We start from the raw sequence: 19,997 nt of genomic DNA, 5'->3' as shown, positions 1-19,997 counted from the left end.
GCACTATTTGGAATAAGATGAAAGATACCAAGCAACAATTTGAACATGTCATCGCATTGTGCCGTGACTTATTTTCCAAGAAGCTGCACGATTACGGGCCTGCGTGGCGTATCCTGCGTCCGGCTTCGGTTACTGACCAGATTTTTATCAAAGCTAACAGGATTCGCAGTATCGAAACCAAAGGGGTGACTCTGGTTGACGAAGGAATCCGTTCGGAATTTATTGCGATTGTCAATTATGGTATTGTCGGACTGATTCAGCTGGAACTGGGTTATGCCGAATCTGCCGATATCAGCAATGAAGAGGCGATGTCTTTGTACGATAAGTATGCGAAGGAAGCACTGGAGTTGATGCTTGCCAAAAATCACGACTATGATGAAGCTTGGCGCAGCATGCGTGTGAGTTCCTACACAGACTTGATTCTGATGAAGATATACCGTACCAAGCAGATTGAAAGTCTGGCGGGAAATACGTTGGTTTCGGAAGGTATCGACGCCAACTATATGGATATGATTAATTATTCTGTTTTCGGATTGATCAAGATAGAATTTGAAGGATAAGAACTTACATATCATCCAGAAGATAGGAGCGAACGTCTGTCGTTTTCTCTTAGCAGCCTCGTTTATCTTTTCCGGCTTTGTGAAAGCTGTTGACCCGCTGGGTTTTCAGTATAAGATACAGGACTATCTGGCTGCTTTCGGAATGACTTCCTGGTTCCCTTCTTTCTTCCCGTTATTGGGAGGTATCCTATTATCCGCTGCTGAATTCTCAATTGGTATCTTCCTGTTTTTCGGCATCAAGAGAACACTTTCCACCACATTGGCATTGATGCTGATGATTTTCATGACACCGCTGACGTTGTATCTGGCGATTTTCGATCCGGTGTCAGACTGTGGTTGTTTCGGTGACGCATGGGTGTTGACTAACTGGGAGACATTCGCCAAGAATATAGTACTGCTGATTGCAGCAATCGCTGTATTCCAATGGAGGAAAATGCTGGTCAGATTCGTGACTCTGAAGATGGAATGGCTGATTTCTCTGTACACGGTATTCTTTGTATTCACATTGTCGTTCTACTGTCTGGATCGTCTGCCGGTCCTCGATTTTCGTCCTTACAAGATCGGACAGAATATCATGCAGGGCATGAGTATCCCCGACGGTGCGAAGCCGAGTGTATATGAGAGTGTCTTTATTCTGGAAAAGAATGGCGAAAAGAAGGAGTTTACGCTGGAGAATTATCCGGATAGTACGTGGACCTTTGTCGATACCCGTACCGTTCTGAAAGAAAAAGGATACGAGCCTTCGATTCACGATTTCTCCATGATGGAGCTGAGTACGGGCGATGATATCACCGAGGATGTGCTGACGGATATGGGGTATACTTTCCTGCTGGTGGCGCATCGTATCGAAGAAGCGGACGATAGTAACATCGACTTGATTAATGAAATATATGATTATTCGGTAGAGCATGGCTATAAATTCTACTGTCTTACTTCCTCACCGGAAGAGCAGATAGAGTTGTGGAAGGATAAGACCGGTGCGGAATATCCTTTCTGCCAGATGGACGACATCACATTGAAGACGATGATCCGCTCTAATCCGGGACTGATGCTGATAAAGAATGGTACGATTCTGAACAAATGGAGTGATGAAGACATTCCTGATGAATACGTCCTGACTGACAAACTGGAAAATATTCAGCTTGGTCAGCAGAAGGTTCGAAGTGATATACATACGATCGGGTATGTATTCTTGTGGTTTGTGATTCCGTTGGTACTGGTGCTGGGAGTGGATATCCTGATTATCCGCCGCCGCGAACGGAAGCGGGAAAAGCGGAAACAGCAACAGGAAATGAAAGAACAGTAATTTATTAACCCTTTAAATAAAGAACAAAATGAGAAAGAACATTGTTGCAGGAAACTGGAAAATGAACAAAACCCTTCAAGAGGGTATCGCTTTGGCAAAAGAACTGAACGAAGCATTGGCTAACGAAAAGCCTAACTGTGATGTAATCATCTGTACTCCGTTTATTCACCTCGCTTCTGTAACTCCGTTGGTAGATGCAGCTAAGATCGGTGTAGGTGCGGAAAACTGTGCAGACAAAGCATCCGGTGCATATACCGGTGAAGTTTCTGCTGAAATGGTAGCTTCTACAGGTGCAAAATATGTAATCCTGGGTCACTCAGAACGCCGTGCTTACTACGGTGAAACTGTTGCTATCCTTGAAGAAAAAGTAAAATTGGCTTTGGCTAACGGTCTGACTCCGATCTTCTGTATCGGTGAAGTGCTGGAAGAACGCGAAGCTAACAAGCAGAACGAAGTAGTAGCTGCTCAGATGGAATCTGTATTCTCTCTGTCTGCTGAAGACTTCTCTAAGATCATCCTTGCTTACGAACCGGTTTGGGCTATCGGTACAGGTAAAACTGCTACTCCTGAACAAGCTCAGGAAATCCACGCTTTCATCCGTTCAATCGTAGCTGACAAATATGGCAAGGAAATCGCTGACAACACTTCTATCCTTTACGGTGGTAGCTGCAAGCCTTCTAATGCGAAAGAACTGTTCTCTAACCCCGACGTAGACGGTGGACTGATTGGTGGTGCTGCTCTGAAAGTTTCTGACTTCAAGGGTATCATCGATGCGTTCAATGCATAATTATAATTTTTAGGCACGGATGACACGGATGACACGGATTTAAAGACTGTGCGCAGCTAACCGTGAAATCCGTGTAATCCGTGCCTGAAATTAAACTTTTATCGAATGAGAAAACTAGGTTTACTTTTATGGATGCTGGCTTTTACCGCTGTTGGTGCACAGGCGCAGAACATCATCAAGAGTCTGGAGCGTACAGTGCCGGGACAGGGAAAGGTGACGATTCATCAAGACCCTAAGATAGAGGCATTGATAGGCGTGGAACGTCCTTCTATGGGCGAACAGAAAGTGTTGAAGGCAGCCGGATTCAGAATACAGGCGTATGCCGGCAATAATACCCGTGAGGCAAAGAATGATGCTTATCGTGTAGCTTCCCGCATCAAAGAGTATTTCCCCGAACTGACGATTTACACTTCGTTCAATCCTCCCCGCTGGCTCTGTCGTGTGGGTGATTTCCGGAGCATTGAAGAGGCGGACGCGATGATGCGTAAACTCAAGGCAACCGGTGTATTCAAAGAGGTCTCTATCGTCAAAGACCAGATCAATATTCCTTTATAATTGTATCATGTTAGAAAAAGAAGAAATTGTCTCTCCGAATTTGGAGGAGTTGAAAAGTCATTATCACAGTATTATAACTTTGTTGGGTGAAGATGCCGGACGGGAAGGCTTGTTGAAGACTCCCGAGCGTGTTGCCAAGGCTATGCTGAGTCTGACGAAAGGTTATCACATGGACCCTCATGAAGTGTTGCGTTCGGCTAAGTTTCAGGAAGAATACAGTCAGATGGTGATAGTGAAAGACATCGATTTCTTCTCTCTCTGCGAACACCACATGTTGCCGTTCTACGGAAAAGCACACGTGGCATATATCCCTAACGGCTACATCACGGGATTGAGCAAGATTGCCCGGGTAGTCGATATCTTTTCCCATCGCCTGCAAGTGCAGGAACGCATGACGCTGCAAATCAAAGATTGCATCCAGGAAACACTGAACCCATTGGGAGTGATGGTGGTAGTGGAGGCAAAGCATATGTGTATGCAGATGCGCGGCGTGGAAAAACAGAATTCTATTACTACTACTTCAGACTTTACAGGAGCTTTCAATCAGGCCAAGACTCGTGAAGAGTTTATGAATCTGATTCAGCACGGCAGGGTGTAATACGCTTTACAAAATGTGGACGATGTAGTTCCCCACCGATGAGGGCTGTCTCCGGCACCGGGGAAGGAGTGCTTCGGCACCGATGAGGAGGGGGAGCGGCACCGATGAGGAATTTAGCGTAATACAACACGGTCGCCCAGGCGTTTCGCCATCAGACTTTGTACTTCCCGCAATTCATTGTAACGTTGCATCAGCGAATTACATTTCTCATTGTCATGGGCTAATGCCGGATCTTGCAGTGCATAAAGCATGTGCTTTAACTCTTCCGTAACGATCGCATATTTGAAATTGATCATCAGCATCGGGACGAGTTCGTAGAGACGCTCTTCGTCTGTTACGAGTTTCTGTGATTTCGAGTGATATTTACTTAGCTGGTAACGTACATTGATCAGATCCACGCTCAATCTGCTGATGGTCTGGTCGGGATGTGCCAGAAAGTAGCGTTCTGCGATGAATCCGGCATCGTGTATATGCGTAGCGGCTTCTGTCAGAATCTGCCGGTGTAACGGATTATGGAAAGCTAAATCATCTTCTTTCAGGTCATTAATCACGTATTCGATAACGGTTACCGGAACTTCATTTCCTTCCTCGTCAGTAAGGTTGCACATGATCTTTTCACCATAACGGACCACTGCTTGTAAGATCAGTCGCTCGAACTTGTAAAACTCCTGGCCCTCTTTTCCTTCCTGCGGAATAAAAGAGGTATAAGAATCGCTGGAAACAGCTGTATTAGTGGAAGGAGAAACCTCTCCGGGAGGAAATCCTGTTACGCCTTCTGAAGCGGCAGGCATCGGATCTGCAAAGGATACGATATTACCTTGATCATCATAAACGGGTTCCGGTGGCATTCCGGTACCGTAAGGACCTGAGCCGCCGGGATAACCCGGAGTATCGGATACATTAGAAGCCTCGGAACTGCTGTTGGTGGTTGAAGTTGTATTGTTGTAGCTGGGGCGGTTCGCTTTTTCGGCTTGCGCCTCTCTTAACTTGGCCACTTCCGCTACCAGTAACTTTTCTTCGATGCGCAGGTGCTGACTACATTCCTTGATGTAGACATCTCGTATAATGGCTTCCGGTATGACGGAAATACTTCGTACGATATTAGATATCAGTTCCGCTCGTTTGATCGGATCTTTACCCGCATCTTCCATCAGAAGATCCGTCTTGAAGCGGATAAAGTCTTTTTCGTGTTCACGGATGAATGTTTGAAACTCCTCCGAATTATGTTTGCGGGCAAAAGAGTCCGGGTCGTCTCCGTCCGGCAACAGACATACTTTGATATTCATGCCTTCTTCCAGCAGCATGTCAATCCCTCGGATAGAGGCTTTGATGCCTGCTACGTCACCGTCATAGAGTACGGTAATGTTGTTGGTGAAACGATGAATCAGACGAATCTGCCCCGGAGTCAGTGCGGTTCCCGAAGAGGCAACTACGTTTTCTATGCCCGATTGGTGCATAGAGATAACGTCCGTGTATCCCTCGACCAGGAAACATCTGTCTTGCTTGACAATAGCCTGTTTGGCAAAATAGATTCCGTATAGCTCGTTACTCTTGTGGTAGATTTCCGATTCGGGAGAGTTGACGTATTTTACTTTCACCCCTTTGGTGGCAGTACTTAATACACGTCCGCCGAATGCGACCACTTTCCCCGAGAGCGTATGAACAGGGAAAATCACACGTCCCCAGAAGCGGTCACGAAGACGATGGTCGTCCGTCTCGTAGCAGATGCCTGTTTTTACAAGGAACTCTTTTTTGTAGCCTTTGCGCAATGCTTCTTGTGACATGGCATCGTGGCTTTCCGTACAGTAGCCTAACTGGAATTTTTCGATGATGTCATCACGGAATCCACGCTGGCGGAAATAAGCCAAACCGATGCTGCGACCGTCTACATGATTCTTTAAGATATTCTGGAAGTAATCACGGGCGAAGTTATTGACAATGAACATACTTTCACGCGTTGTCTGCGCTTGTTTCTCTTCATTGGTCAGTTCCCGCTCTTTGATTTCGATGTTGTATTTCTTGGCAAGATATTTCAGTGCCTCGTAATACGACATCTGTTCGTGCTCCATGATGAAGTGGACTGAGTTTCCACCTTTGCCGCAGCTGAAACATTTACAAAGTCCTTTGGCTGGAGAGACACTGAATGACGGAGTCTTTTCGTTGTGGAACGGGCACAGACCTACATAATTCACTCCGCGTTTGCGCAGCGTGACAAACTCAGATACTACATCTACAATCTGTGCGGCATCTAAAATACGGTCTATGGTGGTTTGATCTATCATTCTTCTTTTCTCCTGTCATTCCGTTTTTGCGGATACAAAGGTACATATAAAAAAATCCCCTGCAAAGAACTTTTTTGCAGGGGATCGTTAAATCTTATCTAATGCGGGATCGATCCGAAACCCCGGTTGTTTTCAGTTTGTTTCTTTCTGTACGGAAAAGAATATATTTAGGCACGGATGACACGGATTTCACGGTTTTAGTGCTATGATTACGTAAAACAACCGTGAAATCCGTGTCATCCGTGCCTAATCCTTAATTTATAATTTAGTTCATTTCGGTACAGTATGGAGCTCAAACAGGCTTTTCGGACTGCCCCCTAATGTGTGTCCGATATAAGAATTAACCTATGAGGGCATAGAAATGAAGAATGATGGATGAAGAATTACTTTGCAGCGTGATAGCGCAGCTAATTCTTCATTCATCATTCTTCATTCTTCATTCAAAAGGCTTATTTGATCTTTTCCCGAATTTTCGTAAGATAGGCTTTCATGCCATCCGCGTCTTTCTTTTCGATGATTTCGAGAAGATTTTTCAACTCCGTCCGGATATTGGTTACTTGTCCCGGGGTGCGTGGGTTGAACAGGATTTCCTGAAGGAGGTAATCATCTTCGCTCAGTAGTCCTTTTGCGATAGCCATATGCTTCTTGAAAGTAGTTCCTGGAGCTTCCTGATGCTTCATCACTGCAGCAAAAACGAAAGTCGAAACGAACGGAATGGAGAGCGAGTATGCTACCGTTTCATCATGTTCGTCGAACGTGTATTCAAAGATATTCAGGCGTAGCGTCTGGTAGAGATCTTTGAAGAAAATCTTTCCCAAGTGGTCTCCTTCACTGATGATAATTGCGTTCTCGCTGCTCAGATTGCTGAGGCTGGCAAATGTCGGACCGAACATCGGGTGACTGGAGACATACCGGAATCCACTTTCTTCGTAGAACTTCTTCAGTCCTGTCTTTACGGAAGCGATGTCACTGATGATACAGTCTTTGGGAAGCACAGGCAATACTTTACGGAAGGCGTCCAGCGTATACTTTACTGTAGCGGCATTGATAACCAGTTCCGGTTCGAAGTCCTTGATCTCTTCCAATGTGGTGAAGCGATAGGTATTATACACGAAACGCAACTGGTGCGGGTTGACATCGAACACGGCTGTCTCATGCTGAAAGCTCAGTATATCAGTAAAGAAGGAGCCCATCTTACCGGCTCCGAGGATTAATATTCTCATATCTATTATTTATTGGAGAGTTTTGAGTTACTATTGACTTTCTGGTCGGCCTCAGTTTATTTGTTAGTTTCCATTTGATTCTTGATTTCTCTTTCGCTTTTTATTTATTGATAATCTCGACCTGTTGGCGGACAGACTCTTCGTGGATTGCTTCGAAGATAAGCTTCATAAAGTCTGCGCTCATACCACATTGTTCTCCTTGCGCACCGCGTTTCTCCAGAATTTCATTGTAGCGTCCGGCTTGAAGAACGGTGATTCCATGTTCTTTCTTATAAGTACCGATTTCACGTGCTACGCGCATTCTTTTTGCCAGTTCCTGAATAATGTTGTCGTCACATTCGTCGATTTGCTTACGCAACTGAGTCAGACTTTCTGTGGTCTGGGTTTCTGTACGGATCACCAGTAAATTGAGAATGTAGTCGAGTACATCCGGAGTTACCTGCTGAGAAGCATCGCTCCATGCACAGTCCGGATTACAGTGGCTTTCTACGATCAGACCGTCGAAGTTGAGGTCCATTGCCTGTTGGCAGAGCGGGGCAATCAGTTCGCGTTTTCCTCCGATGTGGCTCGGGTCGCAGAAAATCGGCAGATTAGGCAGACGGCGGCGCAGTTCGATAGGAATGTGCCATTGCGGAAGGTTGCGGTATATCTTTTTGTCGTAGCTGCTGAAACCACGGTGGATAGCTCCCAGACGTTTCAGACCTGCATTGTTGATGCGCTCCAGTGCGCCGATCCATAATTCCAGGTCAGGGTTTACCGGGTTCTTTACCAATACGGGGATATCAACGCCTTTCAATGCATCGGCTATTTCCTGCACGGCGAAAGGATTGGCTGTGGTACGTGCACCCACCCAAAGGATATCGATTCCGGCTTTCAGACATTCGTAAACGTGTTTGGCAGTCGCTACTTCGGTAGAAACATACATACCTGTTTCTTTCTTTACTTCCTTCAGCCAGGCAAGTCCTTCTACACCGATTCCTTCGAAACCTCCCGGTTTGGTACGCGGTTTCCAGATGCCGGCGCGGTATATCTTTTGTCCTTTAGCTGCCAGCTGTTTGGCGGTGTCCATTACTTGCTCTTCAGTTTCTGCGCTGCACGGACCAGCAATAACAATCGGTCTTTTAGCTTCAATACCTGGTAATAAAATTGATTCGAGTTCCATATTCTTATTGTTTTTATTTTATTCTTGTTCTTATTCTTTGGGACAGACGTTTGTCTGGTCTGCCTTTTGAGTTATTCTAATCGGTCTTTTTTAAGAAAGTTTCTTGATTCTTTCTAATGCCTCCGCTAACTTGGCATCTTTGCAGCAAAGAGAAATACGGATGTATCTTGCTCCGTTGCTGCCAAAGATAAATCCCGGAGTGATGAAGACTCTTGCTTCATGCAATACTTTTTCAGTCAGTTCCTCTACGTCTTTGCAGGAAGCGGGAATCTTTCCCCAAAGGAACATTCCCACTTGGTTTTCATCGTAGGTACACCCCAGCGTTTTCATTATTTCACCGGCCAGATGGCGGCGGCCACGATAGTTGTGGTTGTTGCCTTCGTACCAGTCCGCTTCGGCTTCCAGAGCTGTGGCAGCTGCCAGTTGCATGGCACGGAACATTCCGCTGTCGATATTGCTTTTTACTTTCAGTATCCATTGTACGAATTCTGCATTCGATGCCAACATTCCGATACGCCATCCCGGCATGTTGTGGCTTTTGCTCATGGAGTTGAATTCGATGCAGCACTCTTTGGCTCCCGGTACACTGAGAATACTGATCGGCTTTTCGTTCAGGATAAAGCTGTACGGGTTGTCATTCACGATGACGATATTCTTGCGGCGTGCGAAGTCTACCAGACGTTCGTAGAGTTCCGGAGTGGCGTTGGCTCCTGTCGGCATATTCGGATAGTTGGTCCACATTAGTTTCACGCGGCTCAGGTCCATCTTTTCTAATGCTTCAAAGTCGGGCATCCATCCATCCTCTTCTTTCAGGTCATAGCTGATCACTTCCGCACCGAGTATTTTACTCAGTGAAGTATAAGTAGGGTATCCCGGATTGGGTACCAATACCTGTTCACCCGGATTAACGAAAGCCAGTGTGACATGAAGGATACCTTCTTTAGAACCAATCAGTGGCTGTATTTCCGTATTCGGGTTCAGTTCTACTCCATACCAGCGTTGATACCAGGCTGCGAAACCTTTCCGAAGTTCCGGTATGCCCACATACGGTTGGTAGCCATGTCCGTTGGGATCGTGTGCATTGTTGCACAATGTTTCGATTGTTTCTTTGGAAGGAGGCATATCAGGACTTCCGATACCCAGACTGATAACGTCCTTTCCTTCTGCATTCATTTGTGCTACCTCTTTCAGTTTCTTCGAGAAGTAGTATTCGCTGACACTTGCCAATCTTTCGGCAGGAGCGATTTTATACGTTTGACTTTCCTTCTGCATATTCGCCTAATATTTTAAGTTCTTTGGTTAATGGAGTAATTGCTGCAATAGATTGTTTATATCTCAGATAATCATTGAAAGACACGTCAACGTAAAATTGATATTCCCATTCCCGTCCGATGATCGGCAGGGATTGTATCTTTGTCAGATTGATGTTGTAGAACGAAAGAATGGATAATACTTGTGACAGGCTTCCTTCTGTGTGTGGCAATGTGAATACCATGCTTGCTTTATTGGTCGCTTTTGCGTGATGCTGGCGAAGTTCGTCTACCTGCCATGGATCGGCAACTACCAGAAAACGGGTGAAGTTGTGTTTATTGGTTTCGATGCCTTCTTGCAGCACTTTCATTCCATACCGTTCTGCCGCAGCTTTTGAACAGATAGCTGCATGCCCTTTCAGGTTTTCTTTCTTGATGATTTCCGCGCTGCGTGCCGTATCTTCTCCTTCCACTACTTTGAGTTGCGGATGCTGATTCAGAAAATCACGGCATTGCATCAGGGCGATAGGGTGGGAGTTGACTTCTGTCAGGTCTTCCCAGTTTTCTTCGGGCAGACAGACGAAGCTATGTGAGATGCGCAGCTTGTATTCACCGATAATCTGTGTGCCGCTTTGTCTCAACAATTCATTGTTGTGCAGCAGGCTTCCCGCTATCGTATTTTCGATGGCTAGCATTCCGATAACTTGGCTGTCTTTCCGTATCGAAGTAAACACGTCTTCGAAGCTGGCACAACAGATTAACTCTATTTCTTCTCCCTCGAAGTACTTGTGTGCGGCGATATCGTGATATGAGCCGAGTGTTCCTTGAATTGCTATCTTTTTCATTGTTCTAATAGGGTTATATAAAAAAATCCCGCGTCCATATGGAAGCGGGATTTATATGATTAATTTCTTCATCTCAGTCCTTAAGCATCATGTCACTTGATACATACAAACTCCCGCTCTACTTTCTGGCTAAAGTAAAAGTAAAAAAAGAAGTAATATGCATAAGAAAATGATTTCATACGAATCTTTGTTTCTGCTTTGGTTTCTAATTCTGGGGCAAAAGTAATAATTTTCTGTTAGATGCAAACAAAAAGCGATACTTTTTTTGTTTTCTTCCCTAAAAAAGATGAAAAGGTCACCTGATATGACAGTAATGTTTCAGTTGAAAATGAGTATATACTGCTGTCTGCTTAGAAGATTCCCGGAAGTGCTTCCGGCTTCGGTCCCAGATTCTTGAATTCTCCGTTCAGACCGGCTTCATCTTTCGGGTTCAGCTCCAGTGACTTCTTCATATCTTCTACGGAGCCGTCTTTATCACCGCTCAATAGCTTGGCACGTCCGCGTTCTTTATAGGCTTCGGCGAAATTCGGGTTCAGTTCGATGGCTTCGTCAAACAGGCTGATAGCTTCTGTCAGTTTCTTCTGATTGATATAAAGCTGTCCCAGATAGAGGTAGGCTTGTTCGTTGAATGGGTTTATTTCCGTTACAAATTTGTAGTCCGTTTCTGCTTCTTCTTCCTGTCCGTTGGCTTCTTTCACCTTGCCACGCAGCAGGATGGCGGTCTCTTCTTCCGGATTCTGGGCGATTACGGTGTCTATGTCCTCCATTACTTCCTTGTATTGCTTCATTTGTAGCAAAGCCTCTGCGCGCATCAGACGAGCTTCGATGAAGTCGTCTTTCAGAGTGATGGCTTTCGTCAGATGGGCAATGGTCATGATTTCGTCATCCTGTCCTTTGCGGGCTTTTCCCAGCAGGAAGTGTGCGACTGCATTTCCTTCTTCGATGGCGATTGCTTTGCTGGCAGCTTCTTCCATAGCTTTGTAGTCTTCCTGGATGTAGCAGACATTGGCCAATGTGAGGAATGTGCTGGTGACATGGGGCTCCATCACTGCCATTTTTTCCAGAATTTCGCGAGCCTTTTCTGTTTCTCCCATTGGGATATAGAGTTGGCTGAGGTAACCCATTGTCTCGAAGTCCTCTTCGATGGCAAGTGCCTTGGTGAAGCATTTTATGGCATAATCCGGACGTCCCATGCGCTGTGCGCGCAGGCCGTCATATTTGAATATTTCGAAGTTTTTCTGATCGTTCTTTTGTTTTTCACTTTCCGGTGTTTCAGACTTACCGGAGAAAAAAGATTTAAAAAAGTTCGGCATGGTTGCGTTATTTTAGAGTTTGTCTGCAAATGTAATAACTTATTTTGAAATATGTAGCATTCCGTCCTGCATCTTCAGTCCGTCTTCGTCTAATAAATATCGGATTACTTGCCCGATATCTTCTTTTTCCGCTTTTATCTTATCGGCAATTTCGGCAGGAGTTAGTGGACTTTGACCAAGCAACTCCAGTATTTGCCTTTTCAATTCCTCATAAGATTTCTCAGATAAGTCGTTGCTGGCACGGTTGCTGAGGCAGACATCACATTGCCCGCAGTTATGTTCGTTTTTCTCTCCGAAGTAGTGGAGAAGCATCCGGCTCCGGCATACGTTTTCGGTAGTGACATATTCTTCCATAGCCTTGATACGTGCTTCATAGCGTGCCTTGCGCTCTTCGTAGACAATAGGGGGAATGTGCAGAAAGCGCAGATCCAATCGTTCGCGTGTATATATAATATAAGGAGTCTTTTTGCGGGGAATGTAATCGACGATGCGGCGTTTGGTTAATGTTACCAGTATGTTATAGATTTGCTGGCGTGTCAGTCCGGTGCGTAGGGCAAGCGATTCTTCACTGATATAGGCGTAATCAGTGAAAACTCCCGTATACGAACGAAGAATCGTTTGTATCAAGGCATCCGCTTCTTTTCCCATTTCCCGCAGTTTATACAGTTCGTCCCGACGGATGGTAAAGAGGATTCGTGATGAATTATCCTGTTCGTCCGTGTATTCCAGATAGCCAGCCTGTGTCAGTATTTTCAGGGCACTGTCTACCGGCACCGGGAAGTATTTGAACTTCCGGCAAAATTCTTCCAGGTTGAATTCCCGGATACATTGAAATCCGTCACCCATCGCCATTTGATAATAATACTGAAGATGTTCGTAGACATTCAGGATGTATTCTTTTTCGGGAAAGGTGTCGACAATACGTTTGTGGAGTGTCATCTTGTCGGATTTGGCGTACAGGATGACGGCATAAGCTTTCTCTCCGTCTCTTCCGGCACGTCCGGCTTCCTGAAAATAGGCCTCGGGTGAATCGGGCAGGTCGAGATGCAGCACGATACGTACATCGGGCTTGTCGATACCCATGCCGAAAGCATTGGTTGCCACCATGACACGGACTTCTCCGCTTTGCCAGCGTTTTTGCCGAAGGTCTTTGACGGCATTGTCCAGGCCGGCATGATAAAAGTCGGCAGTTATTCCTTCGTTTGTCAACAGTTCGGTGATTTCTTTGGTGCGGCGTCTGTTGCGGACGTAGATAATTGCACTGCCCGATATCCGTTGGAGGATATGCAGCAATTCTTTGGTTTTGTTATCCGTTTTGCGTACGATATATGCCAGATTCTTTCGTTCAAAGCTCATGCGAAAGACATTTCCTTCCCGGAAGTTCAGTCGGGTCTGGATATCTTTTACGACTTCGGGAGTTGCTGTAGCTGTCAGTGCCAGTACCGGTACTCCAGGCAACAGCTCCCGTATTTCTGCGATTTTCAGATATGCCGGGCGGAAGTCGTATCCCCATTGTGAGATACAGTGGCTTTCGTCCACCGTAATCATGGAGACTTTCATCGAACGCAACTTGGTACGGAATATTTCCGTATCCAGCCGTTCCGGAGAGATATAAAGGAACTTGTAATTGCCGAAGATGCAGTTTTCGAGTGCGGTAAGTATTTCTTGCCGTGTCATGCCCGAATAGATGGCAAGGGCTTTGATTCCCCGTTTCCGCAAGTTCTGCACCTGATCTTTCATCAAGGCGATAAGTGGGGTGATGACGATACAAATACCTTCCTGAGCGAGAGCGGGCACTTGAAATGTAATAGACTTACCGCCTCCGGTAGGCATCAGTCCCAGTGTGTCTTTGCCTTCGCCGATACTGGTAATGATCTCCTCCTGCAAGTCGCGGAAGGAGTCATAACCCCAGTATTGTTTTAATATCTCCTGATACTTATTCAATCGGCTTTATATCCTCGATTTGAAGTTGGACTTCGCCACGCTTATGCGTGTTCTCTTCGATTGTATAGCAGATGTCGAATGAACGCTTCGTCTTGATATAGCGCACATGAGAACTTTGTCCGAATGCGATACCGTTCATAACGTTATTCGATTTGTTGTCAACCAGTTCCAGTTTGATATGTTCCTGATCGCGTCCAACCACCTTGCTGGTACCGTAATCATAGACATGATGTGTGCAGAAGATCGGTTTGATGTTGTCCGGACCGAAAGGATTGAATTTCTTCAGGTCATTGAAGAATTTTGATGTAATATCCCTGAAATCAATCTCCGCATCTATGTTGATTACGGCACTGGTTTGTTCCGGCAGGATATGTTGTGACACATACTCTTCGAATCTTCGGGTAAAGACTTCCACATTTTCCACTTTCATGGATAATCCGGCTGCATACGTATGTCCGCCGAAGTTCTCCAACAGATCACGGCAATATTCGATTGCCTTATACACATCAAATCCGGAAACGGAACGTGCGGAACCGGTTGCCATGTCATCTGTTCGGGTGAGTACGACTGCCGGTCGGTAGTAAACTTCTGTCAGACGGGAGGCTACAATGCCGATGACACCTTTATGCCATTCCTCGTTGTAAAGCACGATGGAACGGCGTTCGGAGAGTCCTTCCAGATTGGCAACAATATTGTTGGCCTCTTCTGTCATGCTTTTGTCGAGATCTTTCCGGGTTTCATTGTATTGGTTGATTTGTCCGGCTTTCTCCAATGCTGCCGAGAAGTCCTTTTCCGTGAGCAGGTCTACGGCCTCTTTCCCGTTCTGGATACGTCCGGACGCATTGATGCGTGGTCCGATCTTAAAAACAATATCACTGACGGTAATTTCCTTCTCGGAAAGTCCGCATACGTCGATGATGGCTTTCATGCCAACGCTGGGATTACTGTTCAGTTGTTTCAGACCGTGATAGGCGAGAATACGGTTTTCACCCATGATGGGGACAATGTCCGATGCAATACTCACCGCTACAAGGTCGAGCAGCGGAATCAAGTGATGAAACTCAATACCGTTGTTGATTGCAAATGCCTGCATAAACTTAAAACCGACTCCACAGCCGGAAAGGTGTGTGTATGGATAAGTGTTGTCCAGACGTTTGGCATTCAGAATAGCGACGGCAGGGGGGAGGATATCGTCTGGTACATGATGGTCGCAGATGATAAAGTCGATTCCCTTTTCTTTCGCATACGTGATTTCCTCTACTGCTTTTATGCCGCAGTCGAGTACGATAATCAATCCTACGCCGGTTTCAGAGGCGTAGTCGACTCCTTGTTTAGAAATGCCATACCCTTCGTTGTAGCGGTCGGGTATGTAATAGTCAATGTTCGAATAGAACTGTTGAATGAACTTGTAGACCAATGCTACGGCAGTAGTACCGTCTACGTCATAATCTCCATAAATCAGAATACGCTCTTTCTTTCCCATCGCCCTGTTCAGACGCTCCACTGCAATATCCATATCCTTCATCAGGAACGGATCGTGCAGGTCGGGCAACTGCGGGCGGAAAAACTTCTTGGCATCTGCTGCCTTCGTTATTCCCCGCTGCACCAGAAGTTGTCCAAGTATCGGGCTAATGCCTAATTCCTGGGCCAATATCTGGCTTGTCTCTGCCTGTTCGGGTGTAATGGGTTGATAATTCCATTTGTGATTCATTTTATATATTGTTTTTTCTTTTTCTGTTCTCAGGGGCTGGAAAGGCACTACTTTCCAACAAGGGGTAAAAGTACGAAAAAAAGCGGAAGGGTACAGTAGTTATGACGAAAATATTTCAAAACCTGCGGAATTAGCTCCTTACGGGGTTGGTATTCAAATGGAGTAAATTCGTACAGAAATGAACTAAATTATAAATTGAGGATTAGGCACGGATTACACGGATTTCACGGTTTTAGTGCTATGATTAATTACGTAAAACGACCGTGTTCATCCGTGTCATCCGTGCCTAAATATATTCTTTTCCGATTCAGTTTGCCTCAAATCCGTACAAATGAATTAATTTATATCCGGGTATATTGGTAATATGACAGGAGAAGTATATCTTTGTATAATTAGTTATTACACGAAATGTGAACCCAAAACTTACAGACTGTTTATGAGAAGAAATCTTGTTGGTATCATTGTTCTAATCTTGTTGTCCGTTAAAGTCGTAAATGCACAGACTGTTGCTGATTCTATAGCAATAGTGACAGCTCCTTGGGAAGTGGTGACCGTAGAAAATGGAATTGTACATAAGCGGGCTTCCATCCCTTTTCTTTATCAAGGCACTCAGTCCATTAATATATTGGAGATAAATCCGAAGGCTGGCAAAAAGGTCGGTATTGCCTTTACCGGACAATTGGAGAAAATAAGCCGGATTGCCCCGAAACATCAGGCAATCGGAGCCATCAACGGTTCTTATTTCGATATGACGAAAGGAAACTCTGTCTGTTTTCTGAAGGTGGGAAGTCAGGTTGTGGACACTACTTCGTTGGATGAATTGAAGTTGCGGGTGACAGGAGCGGTTTATGAGAAGAAAGGAAAAGTGAAGCTCATTCCTTGGGACAGGCAGATCGAGAAGAACTACAAGAAAAATAAAGGTTCCGTGTTAGCTTCCGGTCCGTTGATGTTGAAAGACGGGAAGTACTATGATTGGAGTCAGTGCGATGCCAATTTTATAGAAACCAGGCATCCGCGTAGTGCTATTTGTCTGACTGAAGAAGGAAAGATTCTGTTTGTTACTGTCGATGGGCGATCTCCGGAAAATGCTGTCGGAATCAACATTCCGGAACTGGCACATCTGCTTCATGTATTGGGTGGAAAAGATGCGCTGAATCTGGATGGAGGAGGTTCTACCGCCTTATGGCTGTCCGGGGCACCGGAAGAGGGAATTGTGAACTTTCCCTGTGATAACAGAAACTATGATCATCAAGGAGAGCGTAAGGTGGCAAACTTCCTTTATGTTCATTAAGAGAGTATTCACATGGTTGCCGTTCACTTTTGGAGAGAGGAATTATATATAATATAATGTATAGGCAAGTAATTTCTATTATATAGCGGACATGATTCAGTATAAAACTTTTTTTATCACTCAGGTTTGGGCTCTCCAAAGTCAGGCACCGATGAGGAATGGTCCCGGCACCGGGGAAGGCCCCCTCCGGCACCGATGAGGAGTATCCCCGGCACCGGGGAACTTATTTCTTTCAGTTTTTCTTCTTGCGTAAGTCTTTTCCTTCAAATTTGCAGATTGCTTCTATCCAATCTTCGGTTAGCGGCATCGATTCATGTTTTTCCAAGTCGAAAGTAACCATGATCGATTGGCAGACACATTTGACTTCCTGCGTTTTCGTGTCAATCACCCGTTGAATGAGATGAAAGCTTTTAGTCCCAATTTCAGAAACAGCGGTTTGTACAGCGATATGATCAGATGCGAAAATCTGCTTTACAAAGTTGGCTTCGATATGAACAACGACTATGCCGATCTTTTCCCAGTCCACTCCCGGACATACGGAAGCAAAGTATTCAGTCTTCCCCAAATCATAGAAAGAAAAGTAAACGGTATTGTTGACGTGGCCGAATTTGTCTACGTCGTTGAAGCGCAACTGGATAGGCAGTGCATGATGAAATACGATTTCTTCCATTGTTTTCCCTTAATCTTTTTTATTTCGATGCAAAAGTAGTACTTTTGCGTGTTATTCTCAACAGAAATAGTTCAAGAAATGATAGAAGATATTAAAAAAGCCTGTCAGGTGATGAATGAAGGAGGTGTTATCCTTTATCCCACCGATACCGTATGGGGTATAGGCTGCGACGCTACTAACGAAGAGGCTGTACGCCGGGTGTATGAGATAAAAAAACGTGCCGATAGTAAGGCTATGCTGGTACTGGTGGACTCTCCCGTGAAGGTGGATTTTTATGTACAGGATGTTCCTGATGTGGCATGGGATCTGATAGAAGTAGCCGACAAACCATTGACTATTATTTATTCCGGTGCGCGAAATCTGGCTCCGAACCTGTTGGCAGAGGATGGCAGCATAGGTATCCGGGTGACCAATGAAGATTTTTCCAGACGACTTTGTCAGCAATTCCGTAAGGCGGTTGTTTCTACTTCCGCCAATATCAGCGGAGAGCCGGGGGCAGCCAACTTTAATGAGATCAGCGACGAAGTCAAGGCGGCGGTTGATTATATTGTCGGTTTCCGGCAGGATGATATGAGCCGTCCCAAGCCCTCGAGTATTATAAAGTTAGACAAAGGCGGAGTGATCAAGATAATTCGTGAATAAATGAAGAGAGAGGAGAAACTGAGCTTGTTACAGCGTTGCATCAGATGGCGGGAAGCCAATATCAAGGAAAAGCAGTTTATCCTTATATTAAGTTTCCTGGTCGGAATCTTCACTGCGATTGCTGCCTTATTTTTGAAGTTCCTTATTCATCAGATACAAAATTTCCTGACTGACAACTTTAATGCGACATCAGCCAACTACTTGTATTTGGTATATCCGGTAATCGGTATTTTTCTGGCCGGATGGTTTGTGCGCAATATTGTGAAGGATGACATCAGCCATGGAGTTACCAAGATTCTATATGCGATATCGCGTCGTCAAGGACGCATCAAACGGCATAATATCTGGTCGTCTACGATTGCCAGTGCTATCACGATCGGCTTCGGTGGATCGGTTGGAGCGGAGGCCCCGATTGTTTTAACAGGATCTGCCATCGGTTCCAATCTGGGAAGTGTTTTCAAGATGGAACACCGTACGCTGATGTTGCTAGTCGGTTGTGGTGCGGCAGGTGCAATTGCAGGTATCTTTAAGGCTCCGATTGCCGGACTTGTATTTACGTTGGAAGTACTGATGATCGACCTCACGATGTCATCTCTGCTTCCTTTGCTGATTTCCGCCGTAACGGCGGCAACCGTTTCTTATATCACGACCGGGACAGAAGCCATGTTCAAATTCAACCTCGACCAGGCTTTCGAACTGGAACGTATCCCTTATGTGATTCTGCTGGGTATTTTCTGCGGATTGATTTCTCTCTATTTCACACGGGCAATGAACTCTATAGAAGGGGTATTTGGGAAACTCAAGAACCCCTACCAGAAACTAGCTTTTGGTGGTGTGATGCTAAGTGTGCTGATCTTCCTTTTCCCTCCGCTCTATGGCGAAGGTTATGATACGATCAATCTTTTGTTGAACGGAACTTCAGCAGCGGAATGGGATACGGTCATGAACAACTCTATGTTCTACGGCTATAGTAATCTGTTGCAGGTTTATCTGATGCTGATTATTTTACTGAAAGTGTTTGCTTCCAGTGCGACGAACGGTGGCGGTGGTTGCGGTGGTATTTTCGCACCTTCGCTTTATCTGGGCTGTATTGCCGGATTCGTATTTTCCCATTTCAGTAATGACTTTGCCTTTTCTGCTTATCTGCCCGAAAAGAATTTCGCATTGATGGGAATGGCGGGTGTTATGAGTGGAGTCATGCATGCTCCGTTGACAGGTGTATTCCTGATTGCCGAACTGACCGGAGGTTATGACCTGTTTCTTCCCTTGATGATTGTATCTGTCAGTTCCTATCTGACGATTATTGCTTTCGAGCCTCATAGTATCTATTCGATGCGTCTGGCCAAGAGAGGGCAGCTCCTCACACATCATAAGGATAAGGCGGTCTTGACCTTGATGAAAATGGAGAATGTGGTGGAAAAAGACTTCGTGGTAGTGCATCCGGAAATGGATTTGGGCGAGTTGGTGAAAGCCATTGCCGCTTCCCATCGTAACGTGTTTCCGGTGACGGATAAAAAGACCGGTGAATTGTTGGGAATTGTCCTGCTCGATGATATCCGCAACATCATGTTCCGGCAAGAACTTTATCATCGCTTTACTGTTAATAAATTAATGACATCTGCTCCTGCCAAGATATTCGATACGGATGGAATGGAGCAAGTGATGCAGACATTTGATGATACCAAAGCATGGAATCTTCCGGTTGTCGATGAGGAAGGGCGCTATCAGGGATTTGTCTCCAAATCGAAGATATTTAACTCGTACCGTCAGGTATTGGTACATTTTTCCGAAGATTAACCGCAGGTGTACATTTTCAAGTATGGATGATACGGATTAAGCTTGTTGCTCTATGTAACTT

At 45.3% G+C, this 19,997-nt stretch carries 17 protein-coding genes; 8 read left to right on the top strand and 9 right to left on the bottom strand.

The genetic code is table 11. The annotated features are described in order from the left end of the window. Positions 1-17: 17 nt before the first annotated feature. The 5 genes from BLW31_RS01275 (at position 18) to folE (ending at position 3,806) form a co-directional block, all read left to right on the top strand. On the top strand, positions 18-560 hold the full coding sequence (locus tag BLW31_RS01275) for a DUF1599 domain-containing protein (RefSeq protein ID WP_010536547.1): 543 nt from the start codon (positions 18-20) through the stop codon (positions 558-560). Then, entirely contained in the window at positions 550-1,866 is a 1,317-nt protein-coding gene (locus tag BLW31_RS01270) for a BT_3928 family protein (RefSeq protein ID WP_010536548.1), read from the top strand. Before BLW31_RS01275 ends, BLW31_RS01270 begins: the two co-directional genes overlap by 11 nt. 28 nt (positions 1,867-1,894) lie before the next feature. Next, on the top strand, positions 1,895-2,653 hold the full coding sequence (gene tpiA, locus BLW31_RS01265; protein WP_010536549.1) for a triose-phosphate isomerase: 759 nt from the start codon (positions 1,895-1,897) through the stop codon (positions 2,651-2,653). A gap of 105 nt (positions 2,654-2,758) precedes the next feature. Then, a complete protein-coding gene (locus BLW31_RS01260; protein WP_008760850.1) occupies positions 2,759-3,208 on the top strand; it encodes an SPOR domain-containing protein in 450 nt (149 codons plus the stop codon). 7 nt (positions 3,209-3,215) lie between these two features. Then, positions 3,216-3,806, top strand: a complete 591-nt coding sequence (gene folE / locus BLW31_RS01255; RefSeq protein ID WP_008760851.1) for a GTP cyclohydrolase I FolE — start codon at positions 3,216-3,218, stop codon at positions 3,804-3,806. Between the two features lie 113 nt (positions 3,807-3,919). On the opposite strand, the gene dnaG is transcribed toward folE, so the two are convergent. The 8 genes from dnaG to recJ form a co-directional block, all read right to left on the bottom strand. Next, the gene (dnaG, locus tag BLW31_RS01250) at positions 3,920-6,088 is read right to left on the bottom strand and encodes a DNA primase (RefSeq protein WP_010536551.1); all 2,169 of its coding nucleotides are present in this window, start codon (positions 6,086-6,088) and stop codon (positions 3,920-3,922) included. A gap of 449 nt (positions 6,089-6,537) precedes the next feature. Next, entirely contained in the window at positions 6,538-7,311 is a 774-nt protein-coding gene (locus tag BLW31_RS01245) for a prephenate dehydrogenase (RefSeq protein WP_010536552.1), read from the bottom strand. A 100-nt stretch (positions 7,312-7,411) separates the two neighbouring features. Next, complete coding sequence (locus BLW31_RS01240) at positions 7,412-8,473, bottom strand: bifunctional 3-deoxy-7-phosphoheptulonate synthase/chorismate mutase type II (protein ID WP_010536553.1); 1,062 nt, start codon at positions 8,471-8,473, stop codon at positions 7,412-7,414. Positions 8,474-8,563: 90 nt separating this feature from the next. Further along, positions 8,564-9,745, bottom strand: coding sequence for a pyridoxal phosphate-dependent aminotransferase (locus BLW31_RS01235; RefSeq protein WP_010536554.1), 1,182 nt, complete (start codon positions 9,743-9,745; stop codon positions 8,564-8,566). Next, positions 9,720-10,568: a prephenate dehydratase gene (locus BLW31_RS01230; protein ID WP_010536555.1), complete on the bottom strand. Its 849-nt coding sequence runs from the start codon at positions 10,566-10,568 to the stop codon at positions 9,720-9,722. Before BLW31_RS01230 ends, BLW31_RS01235 begins: the two co-directional genes overlap by 26 nt. Before the next feature lie 350 nt (positions 10,569-10,918). Beyond that, complete coding sequence (locus BLW31_RS01225) at positions 10,919-11,881, bottom strand: tetratricopeptide repeat protein (RefSeq protein WP_010536556.1); 963 nt, start codon at positions 11,879-11,881, stop codon at positions 10,919-10,921. A gap of 39 nt (positions 11,882-11,920) precedes the next feature. Beyond that, positions 11,921-13,825 (bottom strand): RecQ family ATP-dependent DNA helicase, encoded by a 1,905-nt coding sequence (locus BLW31_RS01220; protein ID WP_010536557.1) that lies wholly within the window; start codon positions 13,823-13,825, stop codon positions 11,921-11,923. Beyond that, complete coding sequence (gene recJ / locus BLW31_RS01215; RefSeq protein WP_010536558.1) at positions 13,818-15,536, bottom strand: single-stranded-DNA-specific exonuclease RecJ; 1,719 nt, start codon at positions 15,534-15,536, stop codon at positions 13,818-13,820. Before recJ ends, BLW31_RS01220 begins: the two co-directional genes overlap by 8 nt. A gap of 436 nt (positions 15,537-15,972) precedes the next feature. Here recJ and BLW31_RS01210 point away from each other — a divergent pair, with 436 nt between their 5' ends. Beyond that, positions 15,973-16,827, top strand: coding sequence for a phosphodiester glycosidase family protein (locus BLW31_RS01210; RefSeq protein WP_010536559.1), 855 nt, complete (start codon positions 15,973-15,975; stop codon positions 16,825-16,827). 232 nt (positions 16,828-17,059) lie between these two features. Here the strand turns inward: BLW31_RS01210 and BLW31_RS01205 are convergent, their stop codons facing one another. Continuing rightward, positions 17,060-17,497 (bottom strand): acyl-CoA thioesterase, encoded by a 438-nt coding sequence (locus BLW31_RS01205; protein WP_010536560.1) that lies wholly within the window; start codon positions 17,495-17,497, stop codon positions 17,060-17,062. A gap of 78 nt (positions 17,498-17,575) precedes the next feature. Between BLW31_RS01205 and BLW31_RS01200 the strand changes: the two genes are divergently transcribed. Together BLW31_RS01200 and BLW31_RS01195 are read left to right on the top strand one after the other, a co-directional pair. Next, on the top strand, positions 17,576-18,139 hold the full coding sequence (locus BLW31_RS01200; RefSeq protein WP_010536561.1) for an L-threonylcarbamoyladenylate synthase: 564 nt from the start codon (positions 17,576-17,578) through the stop codon (positions 18,137-18,139). Then, positions 18,140-19,936, top strand: coding sequence for a chloride channel protein (locus BLW31_RS01195; protein WP_010536562.1), 1,797 nt, complete (start codon positions 18,140-18,142; stop codon positions 19,934-19,936). It abuts the gene before it with no gap. Positions 19,937-19,997 lie beyond the last annotated feature (61 nt).

This window comes from Bacteroides faecis MAJ27, from assembly GCF_900106755.1.
Classification (GTDB): Bacteria; Bacteroidota; Bacteroidia; order Bacteroidales; family Bacteroidaceae; genus Bacteroides; species Bacteroides faecis.
The sequence above is the reverse complement of the archived record's forward strand: the minus strand, read 5'-3'. Positions and strand labels throughout refer to the sequence as shown.

Excerpts from the sequence above, each read along its gene's own strand:
- BLW31_RS01275 (WP_010536547.1), top strand. The coding sequence starts at position 18 with ATGAAAGATACCAAGCAACAATTTGAACATGTCATCGCATTGTGCCGT.
- BLW31_RS01230 (WP_010536555.1), bottom strand. The coding sequence starts at position 10,568 with ATGAAAAAGATAGCAATTCAAGGAACACTCGGCTCATATCACGATATC.
- BLW31_RS01240 (WP_010536553.1), bottom strand. The coding sequence starts at position 8,473 with ATGGAACTCGAATCAATTTTATTACCAGGTATTGAAGCTAAAAGACCG.
- BLW31_RS01260 (WP_008760850.1), top strand. The coding sequence starts at position 2,759 with ATGAGAAAACTAGGTTTACTTTTATGGATGCTGGCTTTTACCGCTGTT.
- BLW31_RS01195 (WP_010536562.1), top strand. The coding sequence starts at position 18,140 with ATGAAGAGAGAGGAGAAACTGAGCTTGTTACAGCGTTGCATCAGATGG.
- recJ (WP_010536558.1), bottom strand. The coding sequence starts at position 15,536 with ATGAATCACAAATGGAATTATCAACCCATTACACCCGAACAGGCAGAG.
- BLW31_RS01210 (WP_010536559.1), top strand. The coding sequence starts at position 15,973 with ATGAGAAGAAATCTTGTTGGTATCATTGTTCTAATCTTGTTGTCCGTT.
- BLW31_RS01205 (WP_010536560.1), bottom strand. The coding sequence starts at position 17,497 with ATGGAAGAAATCGTATTTCATCATGCACTGCCTATCCAGTTGCGCTTC.
- BLW31_RS01235 (WP_010536554.1), bottom strand. The coding sequence starts at position 9,745 with ATGCAGAAGGAAAGTCAAACGTATAAAATCGCTCCTGCCGAAAGATTG.
- folE (WP_008760851.1), top strand. The coding sequence starts at position 3,216 with ATGTTAGAAAAAGAAGAAATTGTCTCTCCGAATTTGGAGGAGTTGAAA.
- tpiA (WP_010536549.1), top strand. The coding sequence starts at position 1,895 with ATGAGAAAGAACATTGTTGCAGGAAACTGGAAAATGAACAAAACCCTT.
- BLW31_RS01245 (WP_010536552.1), bottom strand. The coding sequence starts at position 7,311 with ATGAGAATATTAATCCTCGGAGCCGGTAAGATGGGCTCCTTCTTTACT.
- BLW31_RS01200 (WP_010536561.1), top strand. The coding sequence starts at position 17,576 with ATGATAGAAGATATTAAAAAAGCCTGTCAGGTGATGAATGAAGGAGGT.
- dnaG (WP_010536551.1), bottom strand. The coding sequence starts at position 6,088 with ATGATAGATCAAACCACCATAGACCGTATTTTAGATGCCGCACAGATT.
- BLW31_RS01225 (WP_010536556.1), bottom strand. The coding sequence starts at position 11,881 with ATGCCGAACTTTTTTAAATCTTTTTTCTCCGGTAAGTCTGAAACACCG.